We start from the raw sequence: 13,985 nt of genomic DNA on the forward strand, positions 1-13,985 counted from the left end.
CCCGGGTGCGGCCCTACTTCAGCAACCGGTCCATCACGCGGTCACTGAGCTTCTTGCCGCCCGTCTGACACCCCGGGCAGTACTGGAAGGTGCGGTCGGCGAAGATCACCTGCTCGATGCGCGTTCCGCACACGGGGCACGGCTCGCGAAAGCGCCCGTGCACGCGCAGGTTCGACTTCTTCTCGGCCTTGAGCTCGGATGCCGGCGTGCCCTCGGCGCGTGCCACCGCATCCGCGAGCGTCGTGCGGAGCGCCTCGTAGAGCGCGGCCGAATCGTCGTCGCCCATTGCGGCGGGCTTGAACGGCGACATGCGCGCGACGTGCAGGATCTCGTCGGAGTACGCGTTGCCGATGCCGGCGACGACGGACTGGTCGCGCAGCACGCTCTTGAGCTGAGCGCGGCCCTGTGCGGCGAGGATCTCCCGGAAGCGCGCGAGGGTGAAGTCGTCGGCGAGCGGATCCGGCCCGAGGCGGGCGATGCCCGGCACCTCTGCGGGGTCGCGCACGACGTAAAGCGCGAGGCTCTTCTTCGTGCCCGCCTCGGTCACGTCGAAGCCCGATCCGTCGTCGAGCACGAGTCGCGCCGCGAGGGGGCCTGCGCCCGGGCGCCCCGAACTCTGCGGCGCCGCGGCGCGCCAGCGGACCCAGCCCGCGCGTGCGAGATGCATGACGAGGTGGAGCCCGCCGTCGGTCGCGAGGTCGAGGAACTTGCCGTGGCGCGTCACCCCGGCGATCCGCTCGCCCGCGAGCGACTCGACCGGCGGGTCGTAGGTCTTGAGCGCCGGGAAGGCGACGATCTGCAGGCGCGCGATCTCGCGACCACGCAGCCGCGCATCCAGGTCGGATGCCAGCGCGTGCACCTCGGGCAGCTCCGGCATGCCGACAGTGTGCCGCAGTCCGCCGACGCGCGCTGGATCAGGCGCCCGTGACGACGCGCGGATCGCGTCAGGCGCTCGGGAGGGCGTAGCCCGCGTCGCCCGCCTCCACGAGGCCGTCGGCGAGGAGCCCGGCGAGGGCGCGCTCGCGCTGCACGGCATCCGGCCAGAGCTCCGCGATCCGCTCGGCGGGCACCGGCAGTTCGCTCGCGCGCAGCTCGCGCAGGATGCGTCCGCGCACCTCGCGGTCGGACCCCGCGTACGGCTTCTGCTTGGGCGCCATCGGGCCCGTGTAGGCGGGGTAGCCGGCCGCCCGCCACACGCACGCGTCGGCGATCGGGCACGCCTCGCACGCGGGAGCGCGGGCCGTGCACACCGTCTGACCGAGCTCCATCATCCCGGCATTGGCGAGCCGCGCCCGCCCGGCATCCTCGGGCAGCAGCGACTCCATGAGCGCGTGCTCCTCGCGCGTGCGCGCCGGACCCGGCTCGCCGACGCCGCGCACCGCCCGCGCGAGCACGCGGCGCACGTTGACGTCGACGACGGGCACTCGGATGCCGTACGCGAACGCCGCGACGGCGCGCGCCGTGTAGGGGCCGACGCCGGGCAGCGCGAGCAGAGCGTCGACGTCGGCGGGCACCTCTCCGCCGTGCCGCTCGGTGATCGCGACGGATGCCGCGTGCAGGTTGAGCGCGCGCCGCGGGTAGCCGAGGCGGTCCCACGCGCGCACCGCCTCGCCGGGCGGAACGGCCGCGAGGGCGGCAGGGGTCGGCCAGCGCGCGAGCCATTCCTCGAGGCGCGGGATCACGCGCGCGACGGGGGTCTGCTGCAGCATGAACTCCGACACGAGCACGCCCCACGCGGGGAAGCCCGGCGCCCGCCAGGGGAGCGGGCGGTGACCCGCTGCGAACCAGGAGGCGACGCGCTCGCCGATCCCGGCATCCGTGCGTCCCGCCACCCCTCCAGCGTAGGCGGGGCCGCGCGTAGGCTGACGCCATGGCGAGATGGGCACCGCAGCGCCGCGACGTGATGGCCGCGACCGTCGACGAGATCCTCGGCAACTACCGACGCGGCCGGATCACGATCGGCGTCGACGGCCGCACGGCCTCGGGGAAGTCGACGTTCGCCGACGACCTCGCGCGCGAGTTCGAGCGGCGCGGGTACGTGACCGCCCGCGCGTCGCTCGACGACTTCCTCAACCCCGCCGAGCAGCGCTACCGGCGCGGACGGTACTCGCCCGAGGGCTACTACCGCGACGCGTACGCCTACGACGTCTTCCGGCGCGTGCTGATCGAGCCGTTCCGCATGGGCGGCTCGGCCGCGTTCGTGACGGCCGCCTACGACAAGGTGCGCGACGTGCAGCTCGAGCCGAAGTGGCGCACGGGGCCCGACGACGTCTTCCTCGTCGTCGACGGCGGGTTCCTCGACCGCCCGGAGCTGCGCGGCGTCTGGAACTACACGATCTGGCTCGACGCCGACGACGACGTCCGGGCGAAGCGCCTGCACGCGCGCGACGGCATCGAATCGGCGTCCGAGCTCGCCGCGCGCTACGAGGGCGCCCACGAGCTCTACGAGCGCGACGCGCATCCGCGTCAGACGGCGACGGCGATCATCGACAACACCGATCCCGAGCACCCGAGACGCGTCTTCGCCGACGCGTGCTGAGCAGCTAGCGCGGCGGCACGCGTCGCACGACCTCGGCGGGCGGGATGAACGAGCCCGTGCGCTCGACCTCGTGCACGAGCTCGACGATCGCGCTGTTGACGGGCGCCGCGAGGCCGTGCTCGGCGGCGGCGTGCACGGTGGCGCCGTTGAGGAACTCGATCTCGGTGAGCTGTCCGCGACGGATGCTCTGGAGCGTCGAGCCGGGATTCGGCACCGAGCCCATGCGGCGCGCGAGCAAGCGCGGGAACTGCTCGCCGAGCGCGAGGGGGAGCACGCCGAGCAGCCCGATGACCGCGCCCGACACGCCCTGCACCTTGCCGAAGCGCACCCCGATGCGGCGTGCGACGCGCACCGTCTCGCGCATGCTCGCGGTCATGATCCGCCGGAGCCCGGCATGCGCGACGACCTCCTGCACGCTCAGCCCCGTGATGGCGGGCAGGGCGTTGACGTGGTTGATGAGGAGCTTCGTCCACTGCGCGCCGGTGATGTCGTCGGTCACCTCGACGGGGAGCGCCTCGCCGATCGTCGCGGCGACGCTCTCGAGGAGGGCGCGGTCGGCACCTGGGCCGGCGCCGATGACGGTGGGGTTCGGGCCCGTGACGGTGACGTGGCCGGGCTCGAGGTACGACGCGGCGAAGAGCGCGAGCGCGCCGAGCACGGGGGAGTCGGGCAGCTCGCGGTGCGCGACCTCGAGCCCGCCGAGCCCGTTCTGCACGACGAGGAGCGGCACCCCCTCGAGAGGCGTCGCGTTCGCGGCGAGGGCGGTCGCCGCATCCTGCGCCTTCGTCGCGAGGATCGCGAGTTCGGGGCGCTCGGTGAGGGTCGCGTTCGCCGCGACCCGCACGCGGCGCTCGCCCCAGCCGCCGTCGAGCAGCAGCCCGCTCGCGTTGATGGCCTCGAGCTGCGCGCCGCGCGCCGTCACCTCGACGTCGTGGCCCCTCGCCGCGAGCAGCGCCCCGAAGGTGCCGCCGACCGCTCCCGCCCCGATCACGCCGATCCGCATGCCCCGAGCCTAGGCGTCGGCGGCACCGGGGCCGTGTTTGTAAAGCGTGCTAACATTCGGCGCAACGCGAACGACGACGTGACCGGGGCGGTGATGGCGCGCAGTTCTCCTCAGCCCGCTCGTCACGCCCTCGCCGCGCCCGACAACGGTTCGGCGGTCGAGGGCTCGTTCGACGCCCTGAGGGTCCTCGAGGCTCACGCCGTCCCCGTGGCGCCCACCGTCGCCACCCGACTGCATCGTGAGCTCCGCGGCGATCCCGCCGCGATCGTGCAGACCGCCGCGTGGATGACGGAGGCGCAGCGGCGCGGCACGGAGTCGCTGCCCGACCCGCTGCCGCTCCTCGACGCGGTCGAGGATGCGGTGGGCGACGGACGCCTCGAGCCGTGGGAGTTCGAGGTGCTCGTGGCGGCCTGCGTGTGCGTCGACGACCGCACCGAGGTGCTGCTCGAGTTCGCCGCGCGACCGATCGACGAGCTCATCGCGGGAGGCGTGAGCCGCCACCTCGCGTTCGTGGCGGGGCACTTCGCCTTCGCCGATCCGCGGATGCGCGTGTGGGTGCACGGGAGCGCATCGCTCGCGGAGCGCACGTCGGTGCACGCCGCCCTCGCCGCGATCTATGCGCGACACCGCGACGACGACCTCGCGACGTGGCACCGCGCGCTCAGCACGCTGCAGGGCGATGCGGCCCTCGTTCCGCCGCTCCTGCGCATGGCGCGCGACGCCCTCGCGCGCGGCGAGGCGGAACGAGCGCACGCCGTCGCGCGAGAGGCGACGAGTCACGCGCCCGATGGACCACCGCGCGAGCAGGCGCTCCTCGTGACGGGTGTCGCGGCCGCGGCGGCCGGGCTCGTCGACGACGCCGTGCGCGCCCTCGCGGCCGTCGTCGGCTCGGCGGATGCCGAGGTCGCCGCCGAGGCGATGCCGGCCTACCTCGCGTGCCTCGCGTGGCGGTCCGGAGGGGAGCCGGGCGCGGCGCTCGAGGGGCGTCTGGACGAGCTCGCGCGCGGCGGTGTGCGCGCGCGTCGAGCCGTCGCCCGGGCCCGCGCCCTCGCGGCGTGCCTGTGCGCCGAGCGCGGCGAGCGGGCGGCGGCTCGCCGATGGGCCGCGGCGATCGACGAGGTCGAGCATCCGGGCGAGCATCGCGTCGCATACGCGTGGATGGCCGTGCACGCGCCCGACCACGATCCGTCCGCGATCGTGGCCCTCCCGGTCGGGCAGGGGCTCCTGCCGGTGCTCGCGGGGTCTCTCCTCCTCGCGCTCGGCGGTGACGTCGCGACGGCCGTCCGTCACGCGGGCCAGGCCGTGCCCGCGGGCCTCGTCCGGCGCGACGACGTGATCGCGGGGCTCGAGTGCTCACCCGTGGCGCGTGCGTATCGGGCCGTCGTCACGGCGCTCCTGCGGACCTGGGCGGGAGACGTCGCGGGTGCGCTCGATGCTCTCCGCCGCGGGTCGCTCGAGGGGCCCGTCGCGACGCCGTTCGACGGGCTCGCGCTGCGCCTCGCGCGCAGACTCGAGATCTCCGTCGACGGGCGGCCGGGCGTGCTCTCCCGTTCGCTCGCGACGACGGGCGCCGGCACGAGCCCCGCCGACGCGCTCCTCGACCGCGCGCTCGTCGACTTCCTCGCGGGCCGGGACGACGAGTCCGCGACCCGGGCGACGCTGCATCGCGAGCTCCACGGCCCGCGCGGCGTGCTCGCGATCCCCGGCGTCGACGAGCTGCCGGTCGGCGACGAGCACGGCCCGGATGCCGGCGTGGGCGAGCGCATGCCGCCGGACGCCGCGCTCGCCCGCCGCGCACGCGCCCTCGCGGCCGGCGCGACGCATCCGCGCGAGCTCGAGGCGTCGATCGCGCTCGCACGCGACATCGAGTCGCCCTTCGAGCGCGCGCGCGCAGAGGCCGCTCTCGGCGCCGCGTGGGCCTCATTCGGCGAGCACCTCGTCGCGCGCCGCCACCTCGTCGCGGCCGAGACGCTCTTCGAGGAGGCGGGTGCGGATGCGTGGCGCGCCCTGGCACGTGAGCGCATGGCGCGCCTGCCGCACGAGCGCGACGCCGCATCCGTCTCCACGCACGACACCGCGAGCAGCCGCACGGACGTGCTCGCATGGAGCGACGTGCTCACCGAGCGCGAGCTGGAGGTGGCGCGGCTCGTCGTCGAAGGCGCGGGGAACCGCGAGATCGCGGCGCGGCTGTTCGTCTCCGTGCGCACGGTCGAGGTGCACGTGGGCAGGATCCTCGCGAAGCTCGGAGCCCGCTCACGCGTCGAGCTCATCGTGCTCGCACATCGCGCAGGCGTCACGACCTGACGCGACGTACGTGGGAACACGTACGCGCGAGCTCCTCCCGCCCCGCTTCATGTGGAAGCCCCGGACGCGCGCCTCCCGCGCGCGCTCGTAGCGTGGGCGGCACCAGGCGCGTCGACGCCCTGTCGCCGCGCCGACCTGAAGACAAGGATCGACATGACGAGAACGAGATACCGCACGCGCGGCATCATCGCCGCGCTCGCGACGGGTGCGATGGTGGCGACGCTCGCGGGGGTGACGGCGGGTTCCGCGGTCGCGGCTCCCGGGGCGGCGACCGCCGCTCAGGAGACCGCGGTCAACGGCTACCGCAACGTCGGCTACTTCGCCCAGTGGGGCGTCTACGGGCGCGGCTACAAGCTGAGCCAGCTCGACCGCTCGGGCGGCGCCGACGACCTGACGCACATCAACTACGCCTTCGGCAACATCCACTATCAGAGCCTCGAGTGCTTCATCGCCAACAAGGCGCAGGGAACGGGGCCGAACGGCTCCGACGGCGCGGGCGACGCGTGGGCCGACTTCGGCATGGGGTACTCCGCGGCCGACTCGGTGTCGGGGGCCGCGGATGCGTGGGATCAGCCGCTCGCGGGCTCGTTCAACCAGCTCAAGCAGCTCAAGGCGAAGCACCCCGGCCTCAAGGCGCTCATCTCGCTCGGCGGATGGACGTGGTCGAAGAACTTCTCGGCGGCCGCGGCCACGGATGCGTCGCGCAAGAAGCTCGTGAAGAGCTGCATCGACCTCTACATCCGCGGCAACCTGCCCGTCATCGACGGGCGCGGGGGCGCGGGGGCCGCCGCGGGCGTGTTCGACGGCATCGACATCGACTGGGAGTGGCCCGGTTCGCCGAACGGGAACGAGGGCAACATCGTCGACCCCGTGAACGACCGGAACAACTTCCGCCTCCTGCTCAAGGAGTTCCGCACGCAGCTCGACGCCCTCGGCGCCCAGACCGGCAAGCACTACCTGCTGTCGGCCTTCCTGCCCGCGAACCCCGCCGACATCGCTGCGGGAGGGTGGAACGACCCCGAGATCTTCGACTACCTCGACTACGGCAACATCCAGGGCTACGACCTGCACGGAGCGTGGGACCCCTCGCGCACCGGGCACCAGGCGAACCTGTACGACGACCCCGCCAACCCGCTCCCTGCGGACAAGCGGTTCAGCGTCGACAAGGCCGTACGTGCCTACACGGGCGCCGGCATCGACCCCTCGCAGCTCGGCATCGGACTCGCGGCGTACGGACGCGGCTGGACCGGTGTCGCCTCGTCGACGCCGTGGTCGGCCGCCGGGGGAGCGGCTCCCGGAACCTACGAGGCGGGCATCGAGGACTTCTACAAGCTCGCGAGTGTCGGCACGGGCTACTACAGCTCGACGGTCGGCGCGGCCTGGCGCTACGACGGCTCGCGGTGGTGGAGCTACGACAACACGCAGACGACGCAGCAGAAGGCGCAGTACGTGATCGACAAGCGCCTCGGCGGCACGATGTGGTGGTCGCTCGACGGCGACCGCGACAGCGTGCTCGTCTCGGCCGCCGCCGACAAGCTGCGCTCGGGCGTGCCGGGAGAGGGGACGGATCCGACGGACCCGACCGACCCGACCGACCCGACCGACCCCACCGATCCGACCGATCCCACCGATCCGACCGACCCGACCGACCCGGGCGAGTGCAGCGCTGCCGCGTGGAGCGCCGGTGCGGTCTACACGGGCGGCGCGACGGTGTCGTACAACGGCACCGAGTACCGCGCGAAGTGGTGGACGCAGGGTGAGACGCCGGGAACGGCCCAGGTCTGGGAGCTGCTCGCGGCGTGCGACGACGACGGCTCGGACCCCGGCGATCCGGGCACGGGTGCCGCCGCCTGGAGCTCGACGAAGGTCTACGTCGCGGGTGACCTCGTGACGTACCAGGGCTCCACCTGGCGCGCCAAGTGGTGGACGCAGGGCGACACCCCGGGCGCCGGGGAGTGGGGACCGTGGGCGAAGCAGTAGTCGCACGGTGAGCTGACGGTGCGGGCGTCCGGGTGGCCGGACGCCCGCACTTCCTGTCGTCAGGGCTGCGCGACGAGCTCCCGCTCGGGAGCCGCCGCGGCGGTCGGTCGGCGAGGAAGCCGCCCCGCGGGGAGCAGCACGGCGGCGAGGGCGGTCGCGGCGACGACAGCGGCTCCCGTGAGCACCGCCGGCACGGCCGCGTCGACGTAGCCCGTCGGGGTGAGCTGTCCGCCCGCGCCCGTGAACACCGCGGTCAGCACGGCGATGCCGAGCGCCACGCCCACCTCGCGCACGGTCGAGTTGGTGCCGGATGCCTTGGCCGAGTCGCTCTCGGCCATGTTCGCGAGCACGGCGGTCGACGAGGGCGCGAAGACGAGCCCCATGCCGACTCCCGCGAGCACGAACGGCACGACGAGCTCGGTGTAGGCCACGTCGGCGCTCATCACGAGGCCGATCCACGCGAGCGCGGAGGCCTGCAGCGTGAGGCCCGTGACGATGAGGGCGCGCGTTCCGACGCGGCCGGATGCGAGGCCCGCGAGCGGCGCCACGACCATGGGCGCCATGGTCCACGGCATCGTGAGCACGCCCGCCTCGAGCGGTGAGTAGCCCTGCACGATCTGCAGGAACTGGATGAGGATGAAGACCGAGCCGAACATCCCGAAGCTGAAGCCGAGGCCGACGACGTTGGCGATCGCGAAGGAGCGGTCGCGGAAGAGCCGCAGGGGGAGCAGCGGCGCGGGGGCGCGCAACTGCCACAGGATGAAGAGCGCGATGAGCACGCCGCCGCCGATGAGGCCCGTGAGCACCTCCGCGCTGTCCCAGCCCGCCTCGTTGCCGCGCACGATGCCCCACACGAGGCCGAGCACGCCGAGGCCGGCGAGCACGACGCCGAGCACGTCCGCGCGCACGTGCTGACCGAAGGGATTGGGCAGCAGCGCGAGCACGACGGGGATGGCGAGGATGCCGATGGGCACGTTGAGCCAGAAGATCGCGTTCCAGTTCCAGCCCTCGACGACCGCGCCGCCCACGAGCGGTCCGAGTGCGACGGCGAGGCCCGCCGTGCCGCCCCAGATGCCGATCGCGAGGCCGCGTCGGCGCTCGCTCACGGCGCCCGCGAGGAGCGAGAGCGAGAGCGGCATGATGGCCGCTCCGCCGAGGCCCTGCACGGCGCGCGCGACGATGAGCTGCGTGGGGTCGGTCGCGAGCGCCGCGGCGGCGGAGGCGAGCGTGAAGAGCGCGATGCCCGCGGCGAAGACGCTGCGGCGCCCGAGGCGGTCGCCGAGCGCCGCGGCCATGAGGATGAAGCTCGCGAACGCGAGAGTGTACGCGTTCATGAACCACTGGAGCTCCTCGATGCTCGCGCCGAGGTCGAGGCGGATCGCCGGGAGGGCGTTCGTCATGACGAGGTTGTCGAGGGTCGCCATGAACATGGGGAGCCCGGTCGCGAGGAGCACGAGGCCGAACGGCACGCGGCGCTGCGGGCGGGTCGCGGTGGCGGGGGCGGGGGTGGCGGACATGATGGCTCCGTGGGATGGATGCGCGGTAGTTGTAATCGGATGATTACAAGACCGGACATTAGTAATCGGTTGATACCATGTCAACCATGAGTTCGCCGATGACGGAGCAGGGCGCCACGCGCATGCGCTCCGACGAGCGCCGCGCCCTCGTGCTCGAAGCCGCCACGCGCGTCTTCGGCGAGCGCGGGTACCACGGCGCCACCACCGACGCCGTCGCGCGCGAGGCGGGCGTGAGCCAGCCCTACGTCGTGCGGATGTTCGGGGGCAAGGAGGCGATGTTCCTCGCCGTGCTCGACCGCGCGATCGACCGCATCCTCGGCGCCTTCGAGGCCGACATCGTCGCGCTCGAGGCCGAGGGCCGCGCGTCCGACGAGGACGCCGTGAGCGCGTGCCTCGGCCGCAGCTACGTCGATCTGCTCGGCGACCGCGGCCTGCTGCTGAGCCTCATGCAGGCCTTCATGCTCGGCTCCGAGCCCGTCGTCGGCCGCCACGCCCGTGAGGGTTTCCGTCGCGTCTACGCCTACCTGCGCGAGCGCGTCGGTCTCGACCCCGACGCCGCACAGGACTTCCTCTCCCGCGGCATGCTGCTCAACACCGTCGTGGGCCTCCGGATGGTCGACGACTACGAGAGCGACGCGAACGTGCACGAACTGCTCGACGAGCTGCTCCCCACGAAGATCGACGTGCTGCTCGCGCTCAGGGGCGACGCGACGTGACGAGCGGCATCCTGCTCGTCGACAAGCCCCAGGGCGTCACGAGCCACGACGTGGTCGCGCGCGCGCGACGCCTGCTCGGCACGCGCAAGGTCGGGCACGCCGGCACCCTCGACCCCATGGCGACGGGCCTGCTGCTTCTCGGCGTCGACAGCTCCACGCGCCTGCTGACCTACCTCGTGGGCCTCGACAAGGAGTACACCGCGACCATCCGGCTCGGCGTCGCGACCGACACCGACGACGCCGAGGGCGAGATCGTCCGGTCGACGGATGCGTCGGAAGTCGCCGACGACGCGATCGAGCGGGGCATCGCCGCGCTCACGGGCGCCATCGAGCAGCGCCCCTCGAGCTACAGCGCCATCAAGGTCGACGGACGCCGCGCCTACGACCGTGCGCGCGCGGGGGAGCAGGTCGATCTCGCCGCCCGACCCGTCACGATCCACGCCTTCGAGCTGCTCGCGACCCGCCGCGACGGCGCCGACGTCGACCTCGACGTGCGCGTCGAGTGCAGCTCGGGCACCTACATCCGCGCTCTCGCGCGCGACCTCGGGGCGGACCTCGGCGTCGGCGGCCACCTCACGGCGCTCCGCCGCACGCGCATCGGGCCGTTCGCGGTCGCCGACGCGATCGAGCTGCCCGACCCGCGCGCGCATCCGGATGCCGTGGCCCCCGAGCTGCGGGACCCCGCCGAGGTCGCGGCGCGGCTCTTCCCCGTCGTGCGGCTCGACGCCGACGCGACGCGCGATGTCGCCCACGGCAAGCGCGTCGAGCTGGACGCGCCCGACGCCGAGCTCGCGGCGGCCCTCACCCCCGACGGGCGGCTCGCCGCCCTCGTCGAGCTGCGCCGCGGACGGCTCCGCGTGCTGCTCGGCCTGCCGACCCAGGAGGTCCTCCCGTGATCCTGCCCTTCACGATCGTGCTGCTCGCGGTCGCGTGCCTCGTCGGCCTCGTGTGCGTCGCGCTCGGGCTCGCGGGGCGCAAGCCCGACGACCTCACGGTGCTCTCCGTCGCGCTCGTCGGCGTGCTCGTCATCGCGCAGGTCGTCATCGCGATCGTCGCGCCGCTCGTCGGCAACCAGCCGACGGGCAACCTGCTCGAGTTCTGGATGTACCTCGGCACGGCCGCGATCATCCCGCCGCTCGCGATCGTGTGGTCGCTCATCGAGCGCAACCGCTGGTCGAACGTCGTGCTCGGAGCCGCCGCGTTCGCGATCGCCGTCATGACGTGGCGCATGGAGCAGATCTGGAGCGTGCAGCTGGCCTGAGGCCGCAGGCGCGGCGCACTACGCTGGAGGGCGATGTCCGCCCAGTCCCGCACCCGCGTATCCGGTATCGGCCGCGTTCTCGTCGCCGTCTACGCCGTGCTCGCGATGGCCGCCCTCGGGCGATCGATCTTCCAGATCATCGACCGCTTCGACGACGCCCCCATCGCCTTCTCGCTCTCGGCCGTCGCGGCCCTCGTCTACGTGCTCGCGACCATCGCCCTCGCCGCCGGCTGGGACCGCCTCGCGTGGGTCACGGTGAGCTTCGAGCTCGCGGGCGTGCTCATCGTGGGCGCGATCTCGGTCGTCGCGCCGCAGCTGCTCGGCCTCGAGGAGGTCGACCCGTTCGGCCGTGAGGCCACGGTGTGGAGCGTGTTCGGCGCCGGCTACCTCTTCATCCCGCTCGTGCTGCCCGTGCTCGGCATCCTGTGGCTGCGCAAGCGCGCCCGGGTGGCGGTCGAGGACTGATGGAGTTCTTCGACGGGCTCGCCGCGGTGCCCGCGGGCTACGGCCCCAGCGCGGTGACCATCGGCAAGTTCGACGGCGTGCACTCGGGGCACCGCGCGATCCTCGCGCGCCTGCGCGCCCTCGCCGAGGAGCGCGGCGACCTCGCCTCGGTCGTCGTGACGTTCGACCGGCATCCGCTCTCCCTCCTCGCACCCGCGTTCTGCCCGAACCCGCTCGTGAGCAACCCGCAGAAGGTCCACCTGCTCGCCGACTCGGGTATCGACGCGACCCTCATGCTGACCTTCGACCAGGCGCTCGCCGACCTCGAGCCGGAGGAGTTCGTGCGCCGCGTGCTCGTCGAGGCCCTCGACGCGCGCCTCGTGCTCGCGGGAAGCGACTTCCGCTTCGGCCGCGAGGGCGCGGGCGACGTGACGGTGCTCAAGGAGCTCGGCCGGGTCCACGGCTTCGAGGTCGCGCTCATCGACGACGTGCGCGAGGGCTCGGAGCGCGGCGAGCGGCGCGCATCGTCGACGTGGATCCGCGAGGCCCTCGAGGCCGGTGCCGTCGACGAGGCTGCGCGCGTGCTCGGACGTCCGCCCGTCGTACGCTCCGTCGTCATCGAGGGGGAGCGACGCGGGCGCGAGCTCGGCTTCCCGACCGCCAACCTCGACCCCGCACGGCTCGAGGGCTTCCTGCCCGCCGACGGCGTCTACGCCGCATGGGCCACCGTCGACGGGGTGCGGTACCCGTCCGCCGTGTCGATCGGCAACAACCCGACCTTCGAGGGTGTGCCGCAGCACCAGGCCGAGGCCCACCTGCTCGACGTCGACCTCGATCTCTACGGCCGAACGATCGAGCTCGCCTTCGTCGCGCGCCTGCGCGGCATGGCGCGCTTCGACTCGCTCGACGAACTCATCGCCGCGATCCGCGCCGACGCCGACGCCGCGCGCCGCGCTCTCGCGGTGAACGGGTGACGGCTCCGCGGCTCTGGCAGGGCCGCACACTCGCTCTCGTGGGTGTCGTGCTCGTGTCGCTGAGCCTCCGCACGCCCGTCGCCGCGTTGTCGCCCATCCTCGATCGCGTGGCCGCCGACATCCCGCTCGACGCGTTCGCCCTCGGCCTCATCGGCGCGGCGCCGCCCCTCGCGTTCGCCGCGAGCGGCCTCGTGGCGCCGGCGCTCGCGCGACGCATGGGCCTCGAGCAGGCGCTCGTCGCATCCCTCATCGCGATGGTGCTCGGTCACCTCGCGCGCGCGGTCGCTCCCGAGGTCGTGTCGCTCGCACTCGGCACGGTGCTGGCCCTCGTGGGAGTGGGTCTCGGCAACGTGCTGCTGCCGCCCGTCGTGCGGCGCTGGTTCCCCGACCGGGTCGGGTTCGTCACCTCGCTCTATGCGACCCTGCTCTCGATCTCGACGGCGGTGCCGGCCCTCGTGGCCGTTCCCGTCGCCGACGCCGTGGGATGGCGCGCCTCGCTCGGCACCTGGACGCTCGTGGCGCTCATCGCGGCCGTGCCGTGGGTGACGGTGCTCGTGCAGCGCCGCGAGCCCGTGCAGCCGACCCTCGACACGGGCGCCGTCGACCTCGCGCCCGCGCCGGGCCGGCTCGGGCTCCGGATGCTGCGCTCGCCCACCGCGTGGGCCATCGGCGTCGCGTTCGGCTCGTCGAGCCTCGGCGCCTACGCCGCGTTCGCGTGGCTGCCGCAGCTCCTCGTCGACCGCGCGGGCGTCGACGACGCGGCCGCGGGCGCGCTCCTCGCCGTCTTCTCGATCATGGGCTTCCCGGGCGGCCTGCTCGTGCCGGTGCTCGTCGCCCGCTTCCCGCGCAGCACCGCGCCCCTCGTGCTGCTCGGCGGCGTGCTGTTCGCGATCGGCTACCTCGGCCTTCTCGTGGCGCCCGAGACGGCGCCCGTCGTGTGGGTCGTGAGCGCGGGTCTCGGACCGCTGCTGTTCCCGCTCGCGCTCGTGCTCATCAACCTCCGGTCGGCCTCGCAGCGCACGACCGTCGCGCTGTCGGGCTTCGTGCAGACGGTGGGCTACCTGCTCGGCGCCGTCGGGCCCTTCGTCGTCGGCATCCTGCACGACGCGACGGGCGACTGGACGGCGGCGCTTGTCTTCCTCCTGGCCGCCCTCGTGCTCGTGCCGTTCTCGGCGATCGTGCTCGCGCGCGGCCGCCTGGTCGACGCCGAGGTGCGCCCGGCGGGAGTCGGCGGCGCGGCGTAGCGT

The 13,985-nt window shown here is 73.6% G+C and carries 13 protein-coding genes; 9 read left to right on the top strand and 4 right to left on the bottom strand.

The window, feature by feature from the left end:
- Positions 1-13 precede the first annotated feature (13 nt).
- Complete coding sequence (locus tag H4J02_RS06125; protein ID WP_187676198.1) at positions 14-877, bottom strand: Fpg/Nei family DNA glycosylase; 864 nt, start codon at positions 875-877, stop codon at positions 14-16.
- A gap of 67 nt (positions 878-944) precedes the next feature.
- Positions 945-1,808: an A/G-specific adenine glycosylase gene (locus H4J02_RS06130; RefSeq protein ID WP_262406268.1), complete on the bottom strand. Its 864-nt coding sequence runs from the start codon at positions 1,806-1,808 to the stop codon at positions 945-947.
- A 62-nt stretch (positions 1,809-1,870) separates the two neighbouring features.
- Here H4J02_RS06130 and H4J02_RS06135 point away from each other — a divergent pair, with 62 nt between their 5' ends.
- The gene (locus tag H4J02_RS06135; protein WP_187676199.1) at positions 1,871-2,539 is read left to right on the top strand and encodes a uridine kinase; all 669 of its coding nucleotides are present in this window, start codon (positions 1,871-1,873) and stop codon (positions 2,537-2,539) included.
- A gap of 4 nt (positions 2,540-2,543) precedes the next feature.
- On the opposite strand, the gene H4J02_RS06140 is transcribed toward H4J02_RS06135, so the two are convergent.
- The gene (locus H4J02_RS06140; RefSeq protein WP_187676200.1) at positions 2,544-3,542 is read right to left on the bottom strand and encodes a ketopantoate reductase family protein; all 999 of its coding nucleotides are present in this window, start codon (positions 3,540-3,542) and stop codon (positions 2,544-2,546) included.
- Positions 3,543-3,620: 78 nt separating this feature from the next.
- Here H4J02_RS06140 and H4J02_RS06145 point away from each other — a divergent pair, with 78 nt between their 5' ends.
- Both H4J02_RS06145 and H4J02_RS06150 read left to right on the top strand, forming a co-directional pair.
- On the top strand, positions 3,621-5,846 hold the full coding sequence (locus tag H4J02_RS06145) for a helix-turn-helix transcriptional regulator (protein ID WP_187676201.1): 2,226 nt from the start codon (positions 3,621-3,623) through the stop codon (positions 5,844-5,846).
- Between the two features lie 153 nt (positions 5,847-5,999).
- Entirely contained in the window at positions 6,000-7,826 is a 1,827-nt protein-coding gene (locus H4J02_RS06150; RefSeq protein ID WP_187676202.1) for a glycosyl hydrolase family 18 protein, read from the top strand.
- 59 nt (positions 7,827-7,885) lie between these two features.
- Here the strand turns inward: H4J02_RS06150 and H4J02_RS06155 are convergent, their stop codons facing one another.
- The gene (locus tag H4J02_RS06155) at positions 7,886-9,343 is read right to left on the bottom strand and encodes a DHA2 family efflux MFS transporter permease subunit (RefSeq protein ID WP_187676203.1); all 1,458 of its coding nucleotides are present in this window, start codon (positions 9,341-9,343) and stop codon (positions 7,886-7,888) included.
- A gap of 86 nt (positions 9,344-9,429) precedes the next feature.
- Here H4J02_RS06155 and H4J02_RS06160 point away from each other — a divergent pair, with 86 nt between their 5' ends.
- Genes H4J02_RS06160 through H4J02_RS06185 form a run of 6 tightly spaced genes read left to right on the top strand, consistent with a single transcriptional unit; the run spans position 9,430 to position 13,982 of the window.
- Positions 9,430-10,059: a TetR/AcrR family transcriptional regulator gene (locus tag H4J02_RS06160; protein WP_187676204.1), complete on the top strand. Its 630-nt coding sequence runs from the start codon at positions 9,430-9,432 to the stop codon at positions 10,057-10,059.
- Positions 10,056-10,955 (top strand): tRNA pseudouridine(55) synthase TruB, encoded by a 900-nt coding sequence (gene truB / locus H4J02_RS06165; protein WP_187676205.1) that lies wholly within the window; start codon positions 10,056-10,058, stop codon positions 10,953-10,955. The genes H4J02_RS06160 and truB overlap by 4 nt, the downstream gene beginning before the upstream one ends.
- On the top strand, positions 10,952-11,320 hold the full coding sequence (locus H4J02_RS06170; RefSeq protein ID WP_187676206.1) for a hypothetical protein: 369 nt from the start codon (positions 10,952-10,954) through the stop codon (positions 11,318-11,320). The genes truB and H4J02_RS06170 overlap by 4 nt, the downstream gene beginning before the upstream one ends.
- 33 nt (positions 11,321-11,353) lie before the next feature.
- The gene (locus tag H4J02_RS06175; protein WP_187676207.1) at positions 11,354-11,785 is read left to right on the top strand and encodes a hypothetical protein; all 432 of its coding nucleotides are present in this window, start codon (positions 11,354-11,356) and stop codon (positions 11,783-11,785) included.
- Positions 11,785-12,738, top strand: coding sequence for a bifunctional riboflavin kinase/FAD synthetase (locus H4J02_RS06180; protein ID WP_187676208.1), 954 nt, complete (start codon positions 11,785-11,787; stop codon positions 12,736-12,738). Before H4J02_RS06175 ends, H4J02_RS06180 begins: the two co-directional genes overlap by 1 nt.
- On the top strand, positions 12,735-13,982 hold the full coding sequence (locus H4J02_RS06185) for an MFS transporter (protein WP_187676209.1): 1,248 nt from the start codon (positions 12,735-12,737) through the stop codon (positions 13,980-13,982). The genes H4J02_RS06180 and H4J02_RS06185 overlap by 4 nt, the downstream gene beginning before the upstream one ends.
- Positions 13,983-13,985: the final 3 nt, after the last annotated feature.

It is taken from the genome of Protaetiibacter sp. SSC-01, assembly GCF_014483895.1.
In the GTDB taxonomy this organism is placed as follows: Bacteria; Actinomycetota; Actinomycetes; order Actinomycetales; family Microbacteriaceae; genus Homoserinibacter.

Bases quoted from the DNA above. Each gene is read 5' to 3' on its own strand.
- H4J02_RS06150 (WP_187676202.1), top strand. From the start codon at position 6,000: ATGACGAGAACGAGATACCGCACGCGCGGCATCATCGCCGCGCTCGCG.
- H4J02_RS06175 (WP_187676207.1), top strand. From the start codon at position 11,354: ATGTCCGCCCAGTCCCGCACCCGCGTATCCGGTATCGGCCGCGTTCTC.
- H4J02_RS06155 (WP_187676203.1), bottom strand. From the start codon at position 9,343: ATGTCCGCCACCCCCGCCCCCGCCACCGCGACCCGCCCGCAGCGCCGC.
- H4J02_RS06180 (WP_187676208.1), top strand. From the start codon at position 11,785: ATGGAGTTCTTCGACGGGCTCGCCGCGGTGCCCGCGGGCTACGGCCCC.
- H4J02_RS06140 (WP_187676200.1), bottom strand. From the start codon at position 3,542: ATGCGGATCGGCGTGATCGGGGCGGGAGCGGTCGGCGGCACCTTCGGG.
- H4J02_RS06135 (WP_187676199.1), top strand. From the start codon at position 1,871: ATGGCGAGATGGGCACCGCAGCGCCGCGACGTGATGGCCGCGACCGTC.
- H4J02_RS06160 (WP_187676204.1), top strand. From the start codon at position 9,430: ATGAGTTCGCCGATGACGGAGCAGGGCGCCACGCGCATGCGCTCCGAC.
- H4J02_RS06125 (WP_187676198.1), bottom strand. From the start codon at position 877: ATGCCGGAGCTGCCCGAGGTGCACGCGCTGGCATCCGACCTGGATGCG.